Origin of the sequence: Coleofasciculus sp. G2-EDA-02, from assembly GCF_040226375.1 — a bacterium.
Taxonomy (GTDB): Bacteria; Cyanobacteriota; Cyanobacteriia; order Cyanobacteriales; family Coleofasciculaceae; genus Coleofasciculus.
On sequence record NZ_JAVKEW010000093.1, the window covers coordinates 1 to 22,356 of the forward strand.

Sequence of the window (22,356 nt, forward strand, 5' to 3'; positions counted from 1 at the left end):
TCTACACGGCGCGTGTCATAGGCAGATACATAAAACCAAGTTAAACTTGCTTGAAGTAAGGCTTGAGCCGGATGAGTGCGAAAGTCTCATGTCCGGTTCTTAGGGGAGGGAACAGAGGTGACTCTCAAACCTTACCCGACCAAGAGACTGAAACTGGGGTTTTCTCCCAACTATTATCCTGGGGCGCAGGCGGTAACCCCATAAATCCTGAACGTTTGATATGATTGGCGATAATCCCTAGTGTGGGCAAGCCAAAGGCATCTAACTGGGTGATGGTTTGCTTAACTAACGAGTTCTTGGTTTTCTTGATTGCCGTCACCAGCAACAACCCATCCGTGTGCCTTGCCAAATAACTGATATCCATACAACTGGGGAACTCTGGCGTATCATAAACCACCAAATCAAATTTAGTCTTAAACTCCGCCATCAGTTCCTGCATCTGCGCCGAGGCAAACCGCCGCGTCAGATGGGGGCGGGCTTGACCTGCCGTTAATACAAACAGATTATCAGAAATCGGCGATCGCTGGATAAAATCATGAGGCATCAAATTCTCTGCCAGCAAGTCACTCAACCCTTTGGCGTTCGGTAAATTCAACTGTTGATGAATCTGAGGGTGCGTCAAATTTGCATCCACCAACAGCACCCGTTGACCCATTTCTGCAGCCGTTTGAGCTAAGTGTAACGCCACCGTGGATTTACCATCCCCCAACGCCGCAGAGGTAACCGTCAGGGAACGAATCGGGCGGTCAGAAAACAGAAACCGGATACTAGTATAAATAGAGTCAAAGGCTTCCAGAAATGTCGCATCCGGATAACTATGCTCCCCAGTCTCTTTATCCTGCCTCAGATTCCGATTTTGATAAGCCGGAACTTCACCCAACACCGGCAAATCCGTCGCATCCTTGAGGTCTTCTGTGCTATAAAAAATATCTCTAATTTTTTCCTGGAGAACCCCTAACCCCAGACCTAAGACTACTCCGCCCATCACACCCATCAACAGCAGCTTGTCGGAGGATTCCGCCATATTCATCGGATTCCCTTCTCCATCACGGGCGATTTGCGGTTCCGAAAGAATTTCCCACGGCAGTTTATTTCCCGCTTCCTCAACTTGGAATGTTTCCCGCTGCCTTAAAAGTTGATTCAGCGTCTGAGTCGCCACTTCCAACTGCCGCTGGAGTTCGCTATACTGACGGATAACTTCAGGCATTTGAGCGGCTTGTTGAGCGAATGTAGCTCTTGTCTGGGCTAACTGCTGAGTGCGTTCTTCTAACAGTTTAATCTGGTTCGTCGCTTCCACCAGTTGCTGAATCAGCCCCATGCGAACTGAATTCTGAAATGTCATCACATCAGAATTATTCGTCGTGCTTTTTAGGTTCTCGCCAATAATCCGCTGGGCTTCTTGATTCAGCAGTGCCAGTAAATTCTGTCGCTGTTCCTCTAGGGCTTGCATCCTAGGGTTATCCGGCCCAAACCGAGCAGATTCAATGGCAATCTGACTTTCAACTTCCTGAATTTTCCCCAATAACCCTTGATAACGAGGGTCTTGACTTAAGGCTGATGAAGCGATAGCTTCCTCTGGTGATAATCCTAATTGTTGCCGCAAGTTAGTCGAGAGGGTTCTCAACTCCCGTAGCTCTTTTTGGGTGGCTATCTGTTGGTTTTCAATATCCCGGACTTGGGCAAGTAATTCTGCCCCTTTAGATTGGGGGTCAATCAGGTTATACCGTTCTTGAATACTTTGAATCTGTTTCTGAAAATTAGTGACACGCTCCTGCAATTTCGGCAGTTGCTCATCGATAAATTTAACCCCTTCGCCAATACTGCTCTGGCGTTCATCCAGACTATACTTTAAATACTTCTGGGCGGTTTCCTCTAAAACCAACTCGACCAGTTTTGGATTATATCCTTGATAACTCACTTCCAGGATCTTGGTTCCAGCATCTCTACCTTTTCCGACACTAACCTGTTCAATAGTTAATCCTTTTCTTAAAGCACCAACACTAAATCCCGGATATTCCGTTTCAATTTCCTCAACCACTGGCTTTAGAACACCCACTCCCTTTAATATTTCAATCTGAGTCGGATAATCCAGACTAAACATTTTATCACTTGGCACTCCATCGGTGCGAGCCAAAGCGCTAGGGTCACTTGCCCGTTCTTCATTGGTTACGGGTTCTACTAATAGACGAAAATTTCCTGCATAAATTGGGGGTTCTTTGGTACTTACATACCAAGCGGCTGCGGTAGTTAGGGTAGTCAAACCAGCAATTAGCCAAGCTTTTCGCTTCGCGGTTCGCAACAAGGGACGCAAATTCAATCCACGAGGAGTCGCTGTCACCTCATCAGCAAAATCGGAGGACAACGGCGGTTCAACTCTATCGCCCTTGCCGTTTGATGAAAGTGGAGAATCGCGTTCTATTTCCATGTTGACCTCTGTCATGTTGACTGTACCGCACCCAAACCCTTCTTTAGCAACAGTTCCTGGCATGTCTATTATGCCAGACCATTGAGCCAACTGTCTCTATCCCTAGGTGTCTCACACAATACTTTTTTGCCAATTGGCGAGTCTGCTTAATCCATTTTAAATGAAACCCTAGATGATCATCAATAAAGGTTTGATAAAGTTTACTTCAAGAGGGAACTTGGAAAAGGGAACAGCAACAATAAACCTTTGCCTCTTTACAGAACTGAGTTAACCCAATTTATGTCTAGGGTAATCGAAATTGATGCTAGCAATCAACGAAAAACTGTAACAAAAACGGCAAAATAATCTCTTGCTTATAGACGTTGTATGCAACTTCTCTACAACCATTAGTCCCCGTCCCGAAGCAGACTTTATAATGAATGAATCTATCTTCTAAAAAGGAGCCTTATAAATCTTTAACTTCTGTTTTAATATCAGCCACAAGAAACCTACATCATCGACAAAATATCGCTTCCACAATCGTCTCGGTTCAATCATGAACCTATAAAACCACTCTAAGCCGATGTCACTGAGAAAACTTGGCGCTCTTTTGACATTACCGGCTTCAAAATCGATGGTTGCACCGATTCCCATAAGGATTTTAACGCGATCATCAAATTGGTTTTTGTATTTACTGATAAACAACTCTTGTTTCGGTGACCCGAATCCTACACCCAACACTGTAGCGCCTGAATCATTAATCAGTTGCACAATTTTTTGGCATTCTTGTTCATCATTTTCAAATCCCAAAGGGGGTGAGTATTCTGCTACGACGATTTCCCGACCAACTTTAGCGTTTATTCTTGCTTGAGCTTTCTTGGCTACGCCCGGAGCGGCTCCTAATAAAAATATGCGAATATTTGGATTATTTTTGTGATAGTGGCAAAACTCTGGAAAGACATCTGAACCCGATAATTTTTCTTTGAAGGGAGTACCCAAAAATCTAGAGGCGTAAACCAGAATTTGGCTATCACATATCAAATAGTCAGCCGCTTTATAAGCCTGTAGAAACTGTCGATTTTCTTGTAATTGCATGAGATGATCGACATTAGGAGTAAAGACCACACCCTGCTTTAATTTCTTTAGAAACTCATCTTTAGAAAAATTATCAATATATAAGTTAAGAATTCTAACTTTTTTACGAACTGAAAGACCGCTATCTTCACTAGCTAAAGACATTGGTATAACCTCTGATTCAGGTGTAAACTGGCTATCCTGTTGGTCTTTCATTGAGCGTGGAACTGATGATGAATTCATAGTAGAAGCAACCCCATTAATGATAACATTAACTTCTATGTCTTTCCCTTGGCTAAGAATAAAAGATTGCTTGATTCTGTTACGATACATTGGGTGTGAATCTTAGCGAAAATACGCCACCCGTGCATCCAAACCCTGCGATCGCAGCTGATGGGAAAGACTTTCGGCAGTGTTACGATCTGTAAATGAGCCAGCATTGACAAATTTGCCCCGCCCGGAGTCGGCGGTAAATGCCCCCGACGCATATCGTTGCACTCGGGTAAGTGTATCACCATTGTAAATGGGGACAATGACAACATAGCGATTGGATTCAGGAGTGGGGATTAACCCCAACGCCTGAAGTGTGTCTTGACTCGCCACGCCATCGGGAAATAGATTATTCGCCTCCTGAAACTGCTCCACAGCGTCCTGAGTTTGGGCGCCATAGATGCCATCAACTGGACCTGGATCAAAACCTGCCTGTCTTAACTTTAGCTGAAGTTCAACGACATCTTCACCGCGATCGCCGGGACGCAACTGTCGGAGGTTAAACGGTTGCGTCGGAATGGGAGGCGGCGGCGTCACTTGCCCTCTAGGAGGGGTTAAAATGTTCCCGATACTCGGAGGGGTAGGCAATGTACCGATCGTGGAACTCGGGGGAGGTAAAGTTGTTAGGGTAAGGGTAGAATCGAAGGGGGAAAGACTCTTAAGGTTATCGAACAAGAAAGATTGAGTGCGTTGACCGACAATTCCATCCGGAACCAGTCCCTGAGTGCGTTGAAATTGCCGGACAGCATCTGTGGTGATTTGACCAAAATAACCGGTGGGTTGTTGATTGAAATAGCCTAATTCCCGCAAACGCTGTTGAATCTCAAAGACTTGAGCTCCACGACTTCCTTGCTGTAGCGTTTGGGCTACAGCTTTATCTGTGATGCCTAGGCTGCTAAGGATGATGGCGAATAATAGCAAATGCCAGGGTACGCCAAACCAAGGCTTGGTTAGCAGCCACTCATCCAGATTGAAACTCTCTAGAACCACCTCCGCTTGGCTTTCCGACGCCCAGACAAGATGGCTATAGGCAAGGGTTTCCATAGGTTTCCCCGATAGCTTTTATTGCTAGTTTATCAAGCTATCTGGGAAAATGGTATGGGGGGTATGTTATTGTTGTCGGCTGGGGAGGATGTCAAATTAATCCTGATCGCTCGATGAGAACCGCCGACAGCGCTGCTATCCCGGTAATTGTCAAGGCTAATATAGGGTGTTGACCTTGACTTACGGCAAACGAGGTGACGATTCCAGCACCCAAGGCGGCGGTAATTAATGCTGTCCAGATATCTTTATTCGTATTTTTGTGGTACATGCGTCTTTTTCGGATTTTGGATCAATTTAGACAAGTTTTCTAACCGTACCACTCTCTTTTGTTTAACTGAAGTCTTTGCTGAAGTATTGCAATCAAGATTTAGATTTAGCTAACTTTCTTAATATAATCTCGATGTTACGCTATTTTGATGGATGATGGTTATGCCCGGTGATTGATCGACTACTGCGATCAAGTCCGGTTCAGCACTGATGATATATCCTAGTCAAGGCGGGAAAGCAATCGCACTAGTTAGAAATTCAAGCGGACATGATGCTAAATCAGATTGAGGAGTGATGAGGATGAGCCAAATTAGTCAATGGAGTAAGCCAGCCGCACTCTTGGTGTTAGGATTTACTTTAGTAGAAGATTTGACAGCAACGGCGAGTGTAGCTGTTGGTGCAGGACAGACCCCGTTTGTGACCACTTTTGTTCATACCCAAGAAAATGTAAAGATAAATCCTGACATAAACCTTTTAAGCCACCAGGGTGTGACGTTCTCCTCAAAGCCCTCTCATACCATTTCTGTTGAATCGTTCAACGTTTACACAACTGGACTAGCGCCCAGTGGGTTGATAGGGCGCAACATCATCGAACATGAGTATAACCCGACAAGTTCTTTTCTGCTCACTCAAGGGCTGAGTGGGCAATGTCGGGCGGCGACGCAGTCAAGTTTTATCTACGCGGAACGTTCTACCGCCAATCCAATTCGCGCCTTACAAGCTGACGAGCAAGTCATCCTCGCCGAAGCCAGTGGTAGGAATGGTTGGATCGCAATTCGTTCTCCAATTAGTGGATTTGTCCAAGCGAAAGATCTTAAGCCTTGTCCGGGGGATACGGCTGCGACTACGCCCTCACCCACACCGCCTAACCGTTGTCGCCGAGTGATTTATGAAGAAGAAGAAGGGTTAGCGATTCGGGAGGGTCCCAATACGAATTCAGCGAGAGTGGGTGGTGTCTTCCCTGGCGATCGCGTCACTCTTTCTGATCCGCCCCAATTTAGACTAGATGACGCCGGACGGGAATGGGTGAGGATTACCTCCCCGACGGCTGGGTGGATATCGAATGGATTTCCGCAACTGGGCGATATTAATCTTAAAGCATGTTTCTAGTCATTGGTTCATTGTCATTTGTCATTTGATCGGGGCGGGTTTAGTTACTTATGGGTGCTAAGGAAACGATAGTAGTAAAACCCGCCCCGACAAACCATGCCATTGAGGGAAGCACAGGGTCAAAACTTATTCCACTCGCTCAACATTTCCCGCCTTAACCCAACCTTCTTGTTCACCTTCTGCCAATCGCACTTTCTGCCATTTTTTATCATCGCTTTCTTGAAGGATGATAATATCCTGATTGTATGCTACCCCGCCAATACGATTGGCATCAAGACTGGGAGAATCGCGCAGGCTTAATCCTTCGGGCCAAGTTACCCTCGCTTCATAAGCGCCAGGGGGTAATTCCTCGGTTTCTGGGGATTCACTGGGAGTAGGACTAGGACTAGGACTAGGTTTCGGCTTCTGGGTAGATTGGGCGGGTTTCTTAGCTGAATCGGGAGATTTAACTGGCTGGGCTGGTTGTTCTTCAGCAAAAATGGGTTTAGCTGGATTCGCTGACAATTTTGTGAAAAAGTAATAGGCGACAGCGCCACCTCCTGCTAATAGTATGGTAATACCCAGAATAAGACCGATAAAAAATTTGGCAATACCTGATAAAATCATAGGATTTGTCATTCCTCAAAAAACTCAAAACTCTCTCACTTGCACGGGGCGGGTTTAGTCGCATCTTTTGTGAGGTAAGCAAACGATAATAGTGAAAATAGCCCCTACACAAAACTATGCCCGATTAGCAAAATCAAGGATCACAACTACAAATTTTTATTGGAGTTGACGCTGAATCCGACTACTGAAACGAGTATCTCTAGACGCCATACGTGCTTTTCCCGCCGCCGCCCAGTCTTTGAGAAATTGAATTTGTTCTTGGGCGGTACGAGCGAGGGGAACGATTTGGCTGGCGGCTTCTAATATATCATCAGTGGTAAAATCTCGATTTTGACTAAAGCCAATGTGCATGGCTTCGATGAGGGTTTGTTCAATTTCTGCACCGGAAAAGTCGGGGGTTTCGTAAGCTAGTCGTTCTAGATCATAGTTCTTTAGGTTATGAGGCCGCAGTCGCCCTAAGTGCAGTTCAAAAATAGCTTGGCGTTCGTCTTGAGAGGGTAAGCCAACGAAGAATATTTCATCAAATCGTCCTTTCCGCAGCATTTCAGGAGGGAGTGCTTGGATATTATTGGCTGTGGCGACGACAAAGACGGGAGATTTTTTCTCGGCTAACCAGTTGATAAATGTACCAAACACCCGACTGGCGGTACCGGAATCGCCTTTGGATTCCACTCCCGCAAACGCTTTGTCAATTTCGTCAATCCAAAGAATACAGGGGGCTAAGGCTTCGGCGAGTTGAATCATTTGGCGGGTACGGGATTCGGATTCTCCGACTAAGCCGCCAAATAAACGCCCTACATCTAAGCGTAATAGGGGAAGATGCCAATGGTGAGCGATCGCCTTGGCGGTTAGTGATTTTCCAGTTCCTTGGATTCCCACTAATAGCAAGCCACGGGGATGGGGTAATCCATATTGTCGGGCGCGTTCAGTAAAAGCACCGCCTCGACGCAGCAGCCAGTCTTTGAGGTTATCTAAGCCACCAATATCGGAAATTCTTTCTGTGGTGGGGTAATAGTCTAAGATTTGGGTTTGACGAATCGATTGGCGTTTCTCCTCTAGTACCATTTCCACGTCATCGGGTTGGATTTGTCCCCGCGCCGCGATCGCTCTGGCTAATACCCGGCGTATCCGTTCTAAGGATAACCCTTGACAAGAGCGCACCAGTTCATCTAAAACTTTGTCGCTGAGGGATTGATGGGTTGCGGCGACTAAGCGACTAATTTCGGCTTTGATTTGTGAGACATCGGGTAGGGGAAACTCTTGTACTGTCAGCACTTCAGTTAAGTCTGGGGGGATGGCGACTTGGGGGGTGACGATGACAATATTTTTCGGCTGGGATTTGAGGAGTCGCGCCAGGTTTTTCAGTTTACGGGAAACGGAGATATCGTCCAGAAAGCGGTGAAAGTCTCTGAGGATAAAGATAGAAGGGGCATTCGGGGGGATTTTCTCGACAAATTCTAAGGCTTGTAAGGGATTGCGGCGTCCAAACCCTTGATCATTAGGGTTCCCTTGATAGCCATCGACAAAATCCCACAGATAAACCCCACGTTCACCCAAGCGTTGAGCCACCTGTGCGATCGCGACTTCGGCTCGTTCTTCTTCCAGGGTGGGGATGTAAATCAGGGGGTAGCGGGCGCGTAGAAGCAGCTCAAACTCATCATTAAAACTCATGGTGTATTGGGGTTAAATGCGACAACCTCAAACCGAATCATTCACCAAACCTATATTTTACCTCTGTTCAATGATAGGAGGGCGGGTTTTCTATCTCAGTTATGAAAAATCATCAACATTAATTTCTAAACCCGCCCCTACCTACATAAATCTGGGCAAATGACCAATGACCATTATTTGGGCAATTGTCCCTTCAAAATTTCCAGAGCATCCCAACGTCGGTCTGTTGGCTTAGTGGTGCTATTCTCATCAATAACAATTCCTGGACAGTTGGCGTCACATAACTGTCGGGGAGGAATTTCTAGACACAATTGCTCATAAAGCCAACTATTAGGATCAAAATACCCTTGGGGATGTAAGGTTTCCACCAACTCCTCCAAGGGCGTTTCTCGTTCTAGGACACCCTGATCCTTTTGGTCGGCGGCTTCATCTAACCAAACCAGTTCAGACACATCCAAGGTTAACCGATGATTGTACTGCTGCAAGCAACGGTTACAGGCTAGGGTAATAATCGTTTCCGCTTGCGCCGATACTTCCAAATAATTCCCTTGATGCTTAACGTGTAAGCCGCCTCGCACGGGCGTTAGAGTTTCTAAATCAGGCAGGAATTCATTCACCTGAATCACATCGGTTTGCTCTGGTAATTTAAGCAATCCAGGAATATAAACTGCTTCCATGATGCCACTCCTTTGCTGCAAACAACCCACCGTACTCCAGAGGTTAAACCCTCGCTCGCCACTCAAGGACGTAGACGAACCACTAAGCGGCGATCTGGTTCTTGACCCTGACTATGAGTTTCTAAATCTTCACATTCCTGAAGAAACGTATGCACTTGACGGCGTTCTGCAGCGGAGAGCGATCGCAATTCATAATCTTGACCGGTCTCCCGCACTTTCTGAGCCGCCTGATCTGCTAGTATCCGGAGTTCCTCTTGACGCCGCAGACGGTAACCATCGAGTTCAACGGTATACGCCGCCTGAGCTACTGGTAGCTGACCGAGGTTAAGAATTGCGTTTGCCAAATACTGTAGCGCATCCAGAACCTCACCATTGGTGCCAATCAGGGTTTGAATTTCTGCCTCGGTCAATTGGCTTTGGTCAATGGTCAACCAGTAGCTCGCTTTACTATCTTGGTTCTCATCAGTGACTTGCACCGTCGCCGACACATTGGATAAGCGTAGCAACTCTTCCAGCCACTGCTGACCCCGCTGCTGATTACTCATAACTAACTTGACGCTTTTTTCTTGGAACGTTTCGGTTCAAATGGCAGTGATTCTCGCCCTTCGCCTGACTTTTCTTTCGATTGGGTTTTCCGTTCCGCTTTTTCTTGCTCCTCAACCATTTTCTGGATATTTTCCGGTAGGGGTTCTCGCATCAAAATAAAGGATTGTAGCGTCTGAAAAACGTTAGCAATCACCATATACATCAACACCCCGGCTGGTAAAGGGAAGAAGAAGAACATCCCAGAAAATAAAACTGGGGTAATCTTATTCACCGTGTTTTGCTGGGATGAACCACTTGGAGCATTCTGACCGGTGAGAATCTGGTTCACATACAAACTCACGCCAAAAAATAGAATCATGCCGACAATATCCCAGTGGATGCTGCCATCCTCTTCAAAGGCACCCACCCGTCCCAAGGCGTCAATAAACAGGAATCCTCGATCTGCCGCCAATCCTGGAATCGTTGCCTTGAGCGTTACCTCGCCCGGTGCTAAGGCTTCAATGGTGCCATCTTCTCTCAAGCGCACCTTATCTTCCCCTTTGGTGATTTCCCATTGAGGAATAATTTTGGTGTCTGGATATTCCTGCTTCAGGGTGCTTAAGGATTTCCCCTCAACGGATTGAAAGTCGATTGGCGTCTTCTCCCCCACCACTAAACGATTACCGCTCGGTAATACGGCGGCGACTGGCGCATGCACACCATCGGCAAAGTAAATATTTTGGGGTTTGGTGGCAAAGGCTTGGGGTTGGATGAACTCCATTTTTTCCTGGGGAAAGATTTGAACATCCACCGTATAGTTCACATTAGAAAACGGTGATCCCCGCAATGTGGCAAATAGGGCAAATAAAACAGGCATTTGTAGCAGGACAGGGAAACAGCCAGCTAGGGGATTACCAAACTCCTGGAAGAGTTTGCTCATTTCCTCTTGTTGCTTCACCTTGTCATCGCCATAGCGTTTCTGAATGTCCTCTTGCCGCTTTTTCATTAAGGGTTGGGTAATTCGCATGCGCCTCATGTTGCGAATGGAGCCTGCGTTCAGGGGATAGAGAGCAAAGCGAATTACCAGAGTCAGTGCCACGATGGCAAGACCGTAGCTAGGCACAATCCCGTAGAAAAAATCCAGGATTGGCAGCATGACGTTGTTAGAGAGAAACCCGATACCAAAATCCATTCGTATAAATTCAACCTAGGCGCTGTAACGTTTTCTGAATCTAATTTATCGAATATTGGCGGCAATGGGAGGCAATGTCACCCAATTTATCGCTCTTAAGAATCTAAGCTGTAATTGGATGGGGCGACTTTGGCGTCGATCGCCCTCTTTGGCAGCCCAGAGAAATCCAATGGGCAAATGTATCCAAAGTTACGGAAAATTTTTGAGCGGTATAAAGAAGTTCAACTATTTCCCGCACCCTACACCCAAACCCTATAAATATTGCCCTCCTGCTCACCGCCGCTATACTTTAAGCCTTAACGGAATCCAGAGGTTTACCCGTTTTGGCAGACACTTTTTCACCGATGTAATCGTAAATTTCGCGAAACTGAGGCATAGCCCGCAGTTCTAAACGGCTACCATCTTTCAGGATAACCACAATATCTCCCCAAAGACCGATACCACGGGGAACTTTCCGCAGTTGAGCAATTTCGGAGTAGACAATATCCGTGCGATCGCGCCCTTGCCATCCTCCTGTCACCGAAATGCGGCGAGTGGTAATCCGATAGCGCAGCCACAACGCCCGCACAACCGCTCCAATGGTTAAGGGCAAGGCGATAACCGTGAACCCCAGCAAAATGTTTATAATCAAGTCACCGATGTGGGGACCCCCCTCATAATAGGTTTCTTCTTTAATGCCCATTTATTACCTCAGCATCTACCAATAACTGCTCTAATTCTTGCAAAAATTGAGCATATTCGCACTCCAAGGCGCTGGGACGTACTCCAACTATGACGTACCAACCCGGTTTCAGTCGCGGCAATAATTGGCGCAAAGCTGCTCTAATCTGTCGTTTCAAGCGATTACGGACAACGGCTTTTTTACTGACTTTTTGGCTGACGGAAATACCAATGCGAGTAGGCGGCTGACTTAACCGATTAAGCTGTGAGTTGTCTGAACTTAGAACATCCTCATGGATAATCCTAGGCAACCGCAACCCTCGCACTGTTAAATGGCGTCCATAGCGACGAATTCCCTTTTGGTATACTGCCTTAAAATCTCGCCAATGCCTGAGTCGATTTGCTTGAGGCAACAATTGTTATTTGTCCTTTGTCCTTTGTCCTTCGTCATTCGTCATTGTCATTTGTCAGGGAAGGGGCTATAGGGCGCCTGATCAAGCACCCTATGGGACTATCGACGCCTAATGGTGAATTTGGCGTAAGTCCTGAGCCTTTACCAGGTGACATTACACCGCTAGACGATAACGTCCCTTACTCCGGCGGGCTTTAATCACAGCTCGACCATTTTTGGTTCGCATGCGGGCGCGAAATCCGGATTTGCGTTTTTGCTTGCGGCTAGTACCGCCTAATGTGCGTTTTGTCATCGTTTATTGTTTATCTTTCTACCAAACCATATAGGAATAATTGGGAAAACTCAAAGAAGTTCTACAACTTTTCCCAGTTAACCCAAGAGTCACAATTTTCTAGCTTAACATTCCAATCCCCTAATTTGTCACGCCTGGGTATTAAACTTATCCCTATCTCTCATTCCTCATCGTAAACCTCTATTCCTCCCCGCATTCAGCGAAGCAATGCGGGGAGGAATAGAGGTCAAATCTCACCACATTGAGTGGCAAGATTTGACCAGTCCAGTTGAAGGCACGACGATTAACCCCGTGCTTCGCTGCAACAACTGGACTTTTTTGGCAGTAAACTGCCCCAATCGTTTCCAATTTCCATCGCTAACGGAAACCTGAGTTTTAGTGTCCCCAGAACACCAGCCTGTGTAAGTCTTTCCCGCTTTTTGGGCTATAACTTTATCCCCCTTTCTGATGCCGTGGCGGGTAACTGTGCCGCCGTACTTGCGCCGTTTGCCTCCCTTGGATGGAATACACAGATGGAGTTGTCTGCGACTAATAGGTGGTCTACGGATTACCGCAAACGGCGCGGGTGTAATTTCGACACTGCCTTGCCAGCCACCATGCTTGGCATTATCAGAGTGCCACTCTCTCCACTGAGCAAACTCGAACGCGGCTAAGGTTAAACCATCAACGGCGTGTGTCGTCGGCGTCTGGTTAGCCTTATTTTTCTTGTCCTTGGCTAGCCCTAGCCATTGCCTGAGTTGGCTCGTGCCATTACCATCCTTGTGCCACCCTTGGTGAGTTGTGACAGTTGCCAGCTCAGATAGCCATTTAAGCATCTGTCGTTGCCCCACCATCACCGGAGAGAAGCCGACACCAGACTGAGCCGACTTACGTCCACTGGTTCTATCCACATCAGCCATAACCAATTCATAGTGAATGGCGCTAACGGGGAAAAGCTTAAGCAGCTCTTTAGTTACCCTCTGCTCCAACTGCTTATTGGCTCGGATTGAGGGCGCAAGCTTAGCTTGCTTACGATTATCAAACCGCTTTTGGCGGTGAGAGCGCTCAGAGTATGGCAGCTTGCGGTTAATCCGCCTTCCCCGCCTTGCTCGGCGCATGACCCGCCGTAGTTCCATCCGTTCCTTGACCGTTTTGAATGGAAGGACTAAGTGAGCCATCCAGAGGGTAGCAAGCTTCGATTGAACCCCGATGCCTGAGTAGCATTTGCCTGGGTCTATGCCTATGGCTATAGGTTGGGTGTTTTCCCCTGTTTCAAAGGTTAACTGAATGCCAAAGCATTCTAAATCGTTGTGTACCACCTTAGCTTTGCCTTCCTTTAACCAGCGCCTAGCACGGCTAGACTTAGTTGGCATTAAAGGCTTACCTGATTTTGATAAAACCGATACTCGTAGCATGGAGATAATCCTCACAAGTGAGAGTAATAAGTCCCTTCCCGCCATCTCGGTTAAGATGTCCTGACTCGCGCAGCGGCTTGACAAAAAGCCTTAGAGATAATCCGAACTAGGGAAGTATTCGGAAGTCTGTGCCAAACCGAGACGATGGTGCGGTATTCAACGGTTTAAATCGCCGTTTGTCCGGCAATCCCTGTCCTCACGAAGTAGGTCAGGGTTATTGAACCCTGTGAGTGAAAACTAACTAATCGTCAGAATCCAGGTTCCCAGATAACGCGGTAGGGGAACATCACCGGGAGTCCATACCAGACATTCAAAATAAAAGGTGCCGCCAAACCGGGGATTTTTTACATCAGACAACACGATTTCTACCTTTTCTTGGGCTGGAACTGGCTCCTGCATATAAATCTGGATCTGGTAATTGTCTTTATCCCAGTCCACCTCAGCAATGGGTAGGGATTCACCGTCAACCCTGACCTCAATCCGATCTGGATTAAATTTTCCTGTGTAATAATCTGGATAACGAACGACAAACTGCTGTACCGCCAATTCCATCTTTTTGCTGGGAATCCTCAATCTCAATCGATCCCAAGCCGCTGCACGACCCCCAAAGTCAAAATAGTACCTGAGAATATTTTCCCGTTGCACACCGCTAAAAATAGTGAGTCCGGGATTATTCTGAGCCCAAGTCTGGACAGCTAAACCTGTGAATAAACAGCCTGTCAAAGCAACGGCTGAAACGAAGCGTCCTAGAAGAGATTTGCGGGTAAACATAAGTGGGTGACCTTTCGCTGTAAAAAAACTAAGATTTTTACTAAGCTTTACAGTTTTTGACTGTAGCAGATTTAATTCATACCGTAGTCCGGCGATGGTGCAGACGCTCAAGACGTGAGAAAAGTGCCTTAGGTTCATCTCCCACTTGGGGAAGCTCTGGATGTAGGGGCTGGTTTTACCGCAAACGTTTTAGCACTGTCCCGAAACTTTAGGAGCGCCCGCCCTTCTCAGGAGGAGCCTGTCACCTTTGAAGGTTGGTTTCTGGGAACCTAGTGGACTGACACAGCTAAAATTGTGGAATAGATTTGACGGTGAAATTGGGCGCACACCGTGCGCCCCTACAATACTAATCCACCATTTTAGGTGTGCCACGCTACTAGGCTTGACTCCGCTAAAGTGTCTGGCAGCCTACTATCACCCTCTTGTTCATTTTTATCCTATCTGTAGTTAAATATACACAAAATTGGCAAAAAGCTGCTCATACTTCTGAGTATTACCGAATACTATTAGGAGGCAAATAGCAAGCTCTCACGCATTGAATTAATTTGATTGTTGAGGCTGATGGGAGACAGGGAGAGAGTTTTACGGTTTTTGTCAAAACTTATTGCTATTCAATGTAGATGAACAAGATCTGACTCAATTACAAAATTTAGGACTATTTTATCAAGCGATACTAGGTAGGAGTAGCCTAGAAAATAAAGATGTTGGATATTAGTAGAATGGCAGAGGAATATTCCGATTAAACTGTAGCTAATTCAGTACGGATGATGAACTGGACTTAATCGTGTTCAAGACCCAAAAATTTTACCAGCCAAAAATAGCCTGTGTAGGGTTGATGCAAAAGGAAGGCACAAGGGCTATGATGTCATAAAAATACGCACTTCGTGTATGGCAGTAGCCTAATGACTAAGTTATAGTTTTTTCGGTTAGAAGGAGTTTTCATGAAAATAGCACTGGTTAAAGAAATTGAAGTTGGCGAAAATCGGGTCGCCCTGATTCCGGATACTGTTGCCCGTTTAGTCAAACAGGGCTTAGAGATTTGGGTAGAAAATGGTGCGGGAGAGGCATCGTTTTTTAGCGATCGCGCCTACGAAGAAGCAGGGGCTACCTTAGTCTCAGAACCAGGCAAACTCTGGGGTGAAGCCGATGTGATCGTGAAAGTGGGCATTCCCAAAGATGACGAAATCCACCAGATGCGGGCAGGATCAGTATTAATTAGCTTCCTCAACCCCCTGGGTAAGCCAGACGTCGCCCAGAAACTGGCAAACCGCCAGGTGACAGCCTTCAGTATGGAGTTGATTCCCCGTACCAGTCGCGCCCAGAGTATGGATGCGCTGTCCTCCCAAGCTGGGGTAGCCGGGTACAAAGCCGTACTGATTGCCGCCGCCGCATTACCAAAATTCTTCCCCATGTTAACCACAGCAGCGGGAACGATCAAACCCTCAAAAGTATTTATCCTGGGTGCAGGAGTCGCTGGCTTACAAGCGATCGCGACTGCCCGACGCCTGGGTGCTATGGTAGAAGCCTTTGATATTCGTCCGGCGGTTAAGGAAGAAGTGCAAAGTTTAGGGGCGAAGTTTGTCGAGGTAGAAATCCAAGAAGACACCGTCGCTGAAGGCGGTTATGCTAAGGAAATCTCTGAAACCGCTAAACAGCGCACCCAAGAGGTGATCGCTGAACACGTCAAGCAAGCCGATGTGGTAATTACCACCGCCCAAGTTCCTGGGAAAAAAGCCCCCTTGCTAGTGACGGAGGAAATGGTACAGCAAATGAATCCAGGTTCGGTTATCGTGGATCTCGCCGCCGAACAAGGTGGAAACTGTGCCCTTACCGAAGCGGGGAAAGATATTGTCCGTCATGGCGTGACAATTATTGGTCCAATGAATGTCCCCTCGTCTATGCCCACCCACGCCAGCCAGATGTATGCCAAGAATATATCAACGTTATTGCAGTACCTGGTAAAAGAGGGACAGTTACAACTCAATTTTGAGGATGATATTGTAGAGAGCACCTGTGTCACCCATGGTGGCGAAATTCGTAATCAGCGGGTCAAAGATGCTCTGTCTCAAATGAGTACAAAAGTATAGGTCATGGTTGCTCGTTTTGTCTTTGGCGATGAACCCTGTAGCTTGCTCAAAGAAAAGTTAGTATCATGAAGCCCGAAAAAGGAGGAAGGGATGACCACCACATTTATTGCCAGTTTATTTGTCTTCGTGTTAGCTTCCTTTGTTGGTTTTGAAGTGATCAACAAAGTGCCACCCACCCTGCACACTCCCTTGATGTCTGGCGCTAATGCCATTTCCGGTATTGCCGTCATTGGCGCCTTGCTTATCTCCGGATCTAAGGAATGGAATGTCACAGTTATTTTGGGTTTAATTGCTGTGGTGTTAGCCACGGTTAACGTGGTGGGGGGTTTCTTAGTTACGGATCGAATGTTGCAAATGTTTAAAAAATAAGTGAGGTGAGAGCATGAGCGAGTTTCTGCCGACTGGGATTGAACTAACCTATTTAGTCGCAACGGGATTATTTATCTTGGGGTTGAAAAAGCTGGGATCACCAGCTACGGCACGCCAAGGAAATGTTTGGGCTTCGGTAGGAATGCTGCTGGCTGTAGTGGCAACTCTGCTTAACCAACAGGTTTTGAATTATCAAATGATTGTGGCAGGGATCGCCCTTGGTTCCGTAATTGGCGTAATCGCCGCCTATAAAGTCGCGATGACTGCCATGCCTCAGATGGTAGGCTTACTGAATGGGTTGGGCGGTGCCGCATCAGCCCTAGTCGCGATCGGGGAATTTTGGCGCTTGCTCAGCATGGGTCAAGGTGTACCCTTAGGGTCTACGATTACCGTGATTCTGGGTGTGTTGATTGGTGGAGTCACGCTCACTGGCAGCTTTGTGGCATTTGGCAAGTTACAGGGGTTGATTACGGGTAAGCCGGTAAAGTTTCCCTTACAGCAACTTTTTAATGCCTTACTCCTGATTAGCTTTTTGGTGTGCAGTGGCTACCTATTAGTCACACCGGAGAATACAACCATCTTTCTGTCGATGGTAGGTATCTCCTCGGTATTAGGGATTTTCTTTGTCCTGCCGATTGGCGGCGGCGATATGCCTGTGGTGATCTCACTGCTGAACTCGTTTTCTGGGTTAGCGGCGAGCGCGGCGGGTTTTGTCGTGATGAACGATATGCTGATTGTGGCTGGGGCGTTAGTTGGGGCTTCGGGGTTAATTCTGACCAATATTATGTGTAAGGCGATGAACCGTTCCCTACCCAACGTCCTATTTAGTGCCTTTGGTAGCGGTGACGCCCAAGGCGGTGCTGGTGGCGCAGGTGGTGTAGGGGACAAGGTTGTCCATAGTATTGATGCTGAAGAAGGGGCAATGATGTTGGGCTATGCCCGTTCTGTGGTCATTGTTCCAGGTTATGGTATGGCGGTGGCTCAGGCACAACATACGGTGCGCGAGTTAGCTGATCAGCTTGAAAAACTGGGCGTTGAGGTCAAATACGCCATTCACCCAGTTGCGGGTCGTATGCCGGGACACATGAACGTACTTTTAGCTGAAGCGAATGTATCTTATGACCAGCTCTATGATATGGATGACATCAATCCTCAGTTTGATAACACGGATGTCGCCCTCGTCATTGGTGCCAATGATGTGGTGAATCCAGCCGCTCGCAGCAATAGCAGTAGTCCGATTTACGGTATGCCGATTCTCGATGTCGATAAGGCAAAGCACGCGATCGTGATTAAGCGAAGCATGAGCGCGGGCTTTGCTGGGATTGAAAATGAGCTGTTCTACGGCGATAAGACCATGATGTTGTTTGGTAGCGCCAAGGATATTGTGGCGCAGCTAGTTGCTCAAGTGAAGCAGCTTTAATTAACCTAGGGGCGGGTTTGACGATGATCATTTTTGCCATCCGAATTTGACTCAACCCGCCCCGAAAATCGAATCATGGCAGGTGTTGTTGAGAGGTTATTGATAAACTACCCAGACCTGCTATCGCGCTCGGTCTGGGTTTTCAGTAGCCCTGAAGTCATCAAACAAGCTTTGCTGAACATATTCAACAGTTCGGCTTAGCTTGCACGACAACCCCGTGCCTCCAGGCTGGTTTATAGACAGCCCCTCGCGATTCGGTGGGAAAGGGCGGGTTTTGTTGAACGGTTATCGGTGAATAGCGGAATTGAGTCCCTAAACCCGCCCCTACAGAACATTAAATCCTATCCGGAAATATCGGTTGGGTAATCAGTATGAACGGCTTCTAGCTTCATGACAATTTTCGGCTTAAGTTTCTCAAGCTCTTGCTTGAGAATTCGTTTACTTAGCTGAGGCTGAGCGCTGGGCATAGCCGCATGGCTAGCATTTGCCCAATCTAGGAGCAGTTTACGCTGAGTTGAGGCAATGGTGGAGGTCATCACATTGGCGCAGCGTTGGGGTTGAGTCAGGGCAAAGAATAAAATCCGGTAGCTTCCCGATTCTCCTAAAATGCGGATCACTTTCTGACCCATGGCAGTTTTCAGATCCAAATAGCAGGTTAGCCAACGGGCGCCATGTTGCCGATTATGCAATGCTGTAATCCATAACACCATGGGATGAGGAGACATCAGAAACAGGAATTGGTTATAGCGGGTACTAATTCGGCGGTTTTCAATATCGTCCTTCGTCAGCATCACCCAAAGGGTGGCTAACAGTTCCTGACTGGTGCGAATAATATGAGGAAAAACAATCGAGGCTTGGGGTTTGTTTTTGGGCCAAGATGTTTGTAAACAGAGGTCTTCAATGGAACGAGCTGGAGGCTGGGGCGGTTCTTCTACGCGGGATATTTTCGAGAGTACCGCACCAATCCGTTGACCGAGTTGTCGTCCTTGACCAAAACGCTGCTCTAAGGGTTCTAACGTCTGGATGACTTCCTCAATTGTTTGCGGGCGATCGCTCGCCTCTTTTGCCAAACAACTCATCACCAGATTTTCCAAGGCTTTGGGCAATTTCAAATCGGGTTTTGCGGCTTCAAAGGTGCGCGGTGGAGTGAAGTGATGGGCTTTGTACCACCCGCCGAAGGAATTGGATTCGCCCACAATCGGCATTTCGCCCGTGAGCATCTCAAACATCATCACACCCAGACTGTAAATATCTGAGCGGTTATCCAGTTCCCGTCCTTCCATTTGCTCGGGGGAACAATAGGCTAACGTCCCCATAAACGAGTGTGTTTGCTCGCTGTTGGACTGGATCAGCTTAGCAATGCCAAAGTCGAGGATTTTTACCAGTTCTCCGAAGGAGGCGTCTTGAACCACGAGAATATTGCTGGGTTTAATATCTCGGTGAATAATTGGGCTAAGTTCACCTTCGATCACGATCCCCTTATGAGCGCATTGCAGCCCTAAACTAATCTGACGGCTAATATTGAGAAACCGAGGTAAGGGTAGGGTTTGATCGCGAATGATTTCACTTAAGCCATTGCCTTCTAGGAACTCCATGACGTAAAACGAAATATCATTTTCATCCACGCCATAATCCCGGACGCGCACGATATGATTACTTTTTTCCCCAAGTAGCGCACAGATCGTCGCTTCTCGCTCGAAGCGATCGCGCATTTTTTGGTTGAGCAAGGTTTGGGAGATGAATTTGACAGCGACAATAACGCCGCCCAGTAACATATCTTTAGCTTGATAAACTTGACCCATAGCGCCCTGACCTATCAACCCAATGAGTTGATAGCGATTGGCGAGTATGCGACCATGATTAGGGTCTTTTGTCATGATTGGTTTAGTGAGAGCTTGGAGCAGTTGTGAACAATACCTATTTACCAGTTTGACCCAAGCGCAATTCGGCAAGTAGCATCCTCAAGAACTAAACCCAATAACTCACTCGGTTACTCGTTCCATGGTGACTAGCCATAGTTCATCGCTTCGTTGAGCGCTCAACTGGAGCCACACCTGTGGCAAACCGCACAATAAATAACTCAAGAAGTTAAAAATGTCAAGGATGACGTAGAATTTATCGGTCTATCCCGGACTCTATCCTGCTAAGCTAACACACAAAAGCAGGTAAAACGTCGCAGATTTTTAGGGGGGGTCAAATCCCAGTGAGTGATCTTCACGCTTTATACTTCTGATTATAGGTGACACAGAAAATCGGAATAAATTAGATAGGTTATTGCTAATGGTGTACCAGTTAATACGTCTTGTGCTATCCCGGCTGTCGTTCTAGCTTGGCTTCCATTGTGCTGGTCAGATAATGACCCGCCATGATGCTACTGGAGAGGTAGTAGGTATTGTCATCAAGCTGGTGTCGGGTTTCAAAACCACTACGTCTTTGACGATCGCCTAAAACCCAATAGCGTTGAACAATTGATTCTGGAGTGATCCAACCCTCGCCTTCGACACGACCTAAACCACTATGCTGTAAAACAAAGGTATACTGTCGTTCTCCGGCATCAAGACGCCCCCGATACTGGAAAGAAATATCCTCGCGCTCATCGTCGGGAAAAACCAGCTTTGTCACCATCGTAAACCAGTTTTCTCGACCCCAGGCAACAATTGTTTTCCCTCTGACGCTCAGCAGCAATCCATTGCGCTCCAGCCAATTCCCCTGGAGTGTCCATCGTCCTGCCTCCATTAAAAAGGTGTGAGCCACAGCGTTACCCTTTGCCTCTGATCGAATATTGCTTGTTTAATTTTTCCTCAACAGTGACACAATGCCTGACTAAGCAGATTGCCAAAATGGTAGTCATGAAGATAAAAAAGGCAATTATGTTTCAGTATTAAGTGTAGTCCCAAGTGGGCAAGAAACGCTTCATTCTAAGTTAATTATTTTAGGATGGCGCGATATTACCCAAAAGTACCCCTTGCTTGGCGCCTGTAACTTGAGGGAGATTCCCGCAAATGCCCAAGTCTCGCCAATAGGCTAAAACGGCAAAGGCGATCGCTTCTTTGAAATCTCCACTCACCCCAGCCTCATCTGTTGTTTGTATACCCACTGACTGTAACCGGGCTTGTAAGCGCTGTTTGAGATAGAGATTGCGGCTACCCCCACCGCATAAGAATATCTGATCGGGCATCTGGGGCAAAAAGCGACGGTAGCTTTCCTCAATTGAGGCGACGGTGAGTTCTGTCAGGGTTGCCAATAGATCAGCTGGACTCAGGGAATAGAGTTGACTCTGGGCAATACATTGTTGTAAGTAATCCCAACCGAACAATTCTCGCCCTGTGGATTTAGGGGGGGCTTGTTGGAAAAAGTCATGGGCTAACCATTGGTTAAGCAAGGCTTGACAAACCGTACCCTGACGTGCCCAGTTCCCGTCTTGGTCATAGGTTTTGCTTCCCTGAGTAAAATGCTGCACCGCTAAATCCAACAGACTATTCCCAGGTCCTGTATCCCAACCGCAGACAGCATCTAACCAATTCCCTTGACAGGGGGGGAGGTAGGTAACATTACCAATTCCGCCGATATTTTGGATACATCGGTGTTGAGTCGGGGAGCAGAGCAAACAAGCATCAATTTTGGAGACTAGGGGCGCTCCTTGACCCCCAACTGCGATATCAGCAACACGGAAATTACTGATAGTTTTAATCCCTGTGGCGTCAGCAATAACCTCTCCCCGTCCTAACTGAAGACTATATCCCAAGGGGGTGCATGTAGAGACGTGCCATGGCGCGTCCCGGAGCCGAGGAACAGGGGGGCGATGGTAAACAGTTTGACCGTGGGAACCGATCAGCGTAGCGGCGGGTGGGTGGTGTTTCTGGATGGCTTGGGCGGCTTGGGCAAATTGTTGGGCGATCGCATCATCTAACACAGCGAGTTCTGCCATAGATATAGAACCGCCAGCACAGAGATTGAGGATTTGCGATCGCAGTTGTTCCGGGTAGGGGTAAGTCTCTCCCGCCAACAACTTCACGGTTAAATCTGACTCGGAACCAGCAATCTCGACGAAAGCCGCATCAATTCCATCAACTGACGTACCACTTATTAATCCAATCACCCGGGTCATAGT

General features: G+C 47.2%; 21 protein-coding genes. 4 read left to right on the top strand and 17 right to left on the bottom strand.

The genetic code is table 11. The features are described from left to right. Positions 1-124 precede the first annotated feature (124 nt). From RLO19_RS09985 to RLO19_RS10000, 4 genes are all read right to left on the bottom strand, one after another. Positions 125-2,488 carry a GumC family protein gene (locus RLO19_RS09985; RefSeq protein WP_446356000.1) on the bottom strand — a complete coding sequence of 788 codons (2,364 nt, stop codon included), beginning with the start codon at positions 2,486-2,488 and terminating at the stop codon, positions 125-127. 369 nt (positions 2,489-2,857) lie between these two features. Beyond that, entirely contained in the window at positions 2,858-3,643 is a 786-nt protein-coding gene (locus tag RLO19_RS09990; RefSeq protein ID WP_446356071.1) for a WecB/TagA/CpsF family glycosyltransferase, read from the bottom strand. A 180-nt stretch (positions 3,644-3,823) separates the two neighbouring features. Continuing rightward, entirely contained in the window at positions 3,824-4,792 is a 969-nt protein-coding gene (locus RLO19_RS09995) for a peptidoglycan-binding protein (RefSeq protein ID WP_446356002.1), read from the bottom strand. Positions 4,793-4,883: 91 nt separating this feature from the next. Beyond that, positions 4,884-5,060 carry a hypothetical protein gene (locus tag RLO19_RS10000; RefSeq protein ID WP_446339817.1) on the bottom strand — a complete coding sequence of 59 codons (177 nt, stop codon included), beginning with the start codon at positions 5,058-5,060 and terminating at the stop codon, positions 4,884-4,886. Positions 5,061-5,359: 299 nt separating this feature from the next. On the opposite strand from RLO19_RS10000, the gene RLO19_RS10005 reads away from it, so the two are divergent. Then, positions 5,360-6,169, top strand: a complete 810-nt coding sequence (locus RLO19_RS10005) for an SH3 domain-containing protein (RefSeq protein WP_446356004.1) — start codon at positions 5,360-5,362, stop codon at positions 6,167-6,169. A gap of 126 nt (positions 6,170-6,295) precedes the next feature. Here the strand turns inward: RLO19_RS10005 and RLO19_RS10010 are convergent, their stop codons facing one another. The 10 genes from RLO19_RS10010 to RLO19_RS10055 all read right to left on the bottom strand — a co-directional run bounded on the left by RLO19_RS10010 (position 6,296) and on the right by RLO19_RS10055 (position 14,369). Then, positions 6,296-6,787: an SH3 domain-containing protein gene (locus RLO19_RS10010; protein WP_446356005.1), complete on the bottom strand. Its 492-nt coding sequence runs from the start codon at positions 6,785-6,787 to the stop codon at positions 6,296-6,298. Between the two features lie 144 nt (positions 6,788-6,931). Next, the gene (locus RLO19_RS10015) at positions 6,932-8,446 is read right to left on the bottom strand and encodes an AAA family ATPase (RefSeq protein ID WP_446356007.1); all 1,515 of its coding nucleotides are present in this window, start codon (positions 8,444-8,446) and stop codon (positions 6,932-6,934) included. Between the two features lie 173 nt (positions 8,447-8,619). After that, complete coding sequence (locus RLO19_RS10020; protein ID WP_446356008.1) at positions 8,620-9,123, bottom strand: YceD family protein; 504 nt, start codon at positions 9,121-9,123, stop codon at positions 8,620-8,622. A 62-nt stretch (positions 9,124-9,185) separates the two neighbouring features. Further along, a complete protein-coding gene (locus RLO19_RS10025; protein WP_446356010.1) occupies positions 9,186-9,668 on the bottom strand; it encodes a Jag family protein in 483 nt (160 codons plus the stop codon). Between the two features lie 2 nt (positions 9,669-9,670). Beyond that, positions 9,671-10,840, bottom strand: coding sequence for a membrane protein insertase YidC (yidC, locus tag RLO19_RS10030; RefSeq protein ID WP_446356012.1), 1,170 nt, complete (start codon positions 10,838-10,840; stop codon positions 9,671-9,673). A gap of 289 nt (positions 10,841-11,129) precedes the next feature. Next, the gene (locus RLO19_RS10035) at positions 11,130-11,522 is read right to left on the bottom strand and encodes a PH domain-containing protein (RefSeq protein WP_446356014.1); all 393 of its coding nucleotides are present in this window, start codon (positions 11,520-11,522) and stop codon (positions 11,130-11,132) included. Then, a complete protein-coding gene (rnpA, locus tag RLO19_RS10040) occupies positions 11,512-11,916 on the bottom strand; it encodes a ribonuclease P protein component (protein WP_446356016.1) in 405 nt (134 codons plus the stop codon). The genes RLO19_RS10035 and rnpA overlap by 11 nt, the downstream gene beginning before the upstream one ends. Before the next feature lie 150 nt (positions 11,917-12,066). Then, a complete protein-coding gene (rpmH, locus tag RLO19_RS10045) occupies positions 12,067-12,204 on the bottom strand; it encodes a 50S ribosomal protein L34 (protein WP_446339826.1) in 138 nt (45 codons plus the stop codon). A gap of 233 nt (positions 12,205-12,437) precedes the next feature. Beyond that, complete coding sequence (locus tag RLO19_RS10050; RefSeq protein WP_446356018.1) at positions 12,438-13,598, bottom strand: RRXRR domain-containing protein; 1,161 nt, start codon at positions 13,596-13,598, stop codon at positions 12,438-12,440. A 237-nt stretch (positions 13,599-13,835) separates the two neighbouring features. After that, entirely contained in the window at positions 13,836-14,369 is a 534-nt protein-coding gene (locus RLO19_RS10055) for a DUF2808 domain-containing protein (RefSeq protein WP_446356020.1), read from the bottom strand. 941 nt (positions 14,370-15,310) lie between these two features. Here RLO19_RS10055 and RLO19_RS10060 point away from each other — a divergent pair. The 3 genes from RLO19_RS10060 (at position 15,311) to RLO19_RS10070 (ending at position 18,245) form a co-directional block, all read left to right on the top strand. Beyond that, on the top strand, positions 15,311-16,456 hold the full coding sequence (locus RLO19_RS10060; RefSeq protein ID WP_446356021.1) for a Re/Si-specific NAD(P)(+) transhydrogenase subunit alpha: 1,146 nt from the start codon (positions 15,311-15,313) through the stop codon (positions 16,454-16,456). A gap of 90 nt (positions 16,457-16,546) precedes the next feature. Beyond that, a complete protein-coding gene (locus RLO19_RS10065; RefSeq protein ID WP_446338094.1) occupies positions 16,547-16,825 on the top strand; it encodes an NAD(P) transhydrogenase subunit alpha in 279 nt (92 codons plus the stop codon). A 13-nt stretch (positions 16,826-16,838) separates the two neighbouring features. Next, positions 16,839-18,245, top strand: a complete 1,407-nt coding sequence (locus RLO19_RS10070; RefSeq protein ID WP_446356023.1) for an NAD(P)(+) transhydrogenase (Re/Si-specific) subunit beta — start codon at positions 16,839-16,841, stop codon at positions 18,243-18,245. 341 nt (positions 18,246-18,586) lie between these two features. Here RLO19_RS10070 and RLO19_RS10075 read toward each other — a convergent pair whose 3' ends face one another. The 3 genes from RLO19_RS10075 to RLO19_RS10085 all read right to left on the bottom strand — a co-directional run bounded on the left by RLO19_RS10075 (position 18,587) and on the right by RLO19_RS10085 (position 22,353). Continuing rightward, the gene (locus tag RLO19_RS10075) at positions 18,587-20,122 is read right to left on the bottom strand and encodes a serine/threonine protein kinase (RefSeq protein WP_446356025.1); all 1,536 of its coding nucleotides are present in this window, start codon (positions 20,120-20,122) and stop codon (positions 18,587-18,589) included. Between the two features lie 430 nt (positions 20,123-20,552). Next, on the bottom strand, positions 20,553-20,999 hold the full coding sequence (locus RLO19_RS10080) for a hypothetical protein (RefSeq protein ID WP_446338098.1): 447 nt from the start codon (positions 20,997-20,999) through the stop codon (positions 20,553-20,555). Positions 21,000-21,177: 178 nt separating this feature from the next. Beyond that, positions 21,178-22,353: an anhydro-N-acetylmuramic acid kinase gene (locus RLO19_RS10085; RefSeq protein WP_446356027.1), complete on the bottom strand. Its 1,176-nt coding sequence runs from the start codon at positions 22,351-22,353 to the stop codon at positions 21,178-21,180. Between the last annotated feature and the right edge of the window lie 3 nt (positions 22,354-22,356).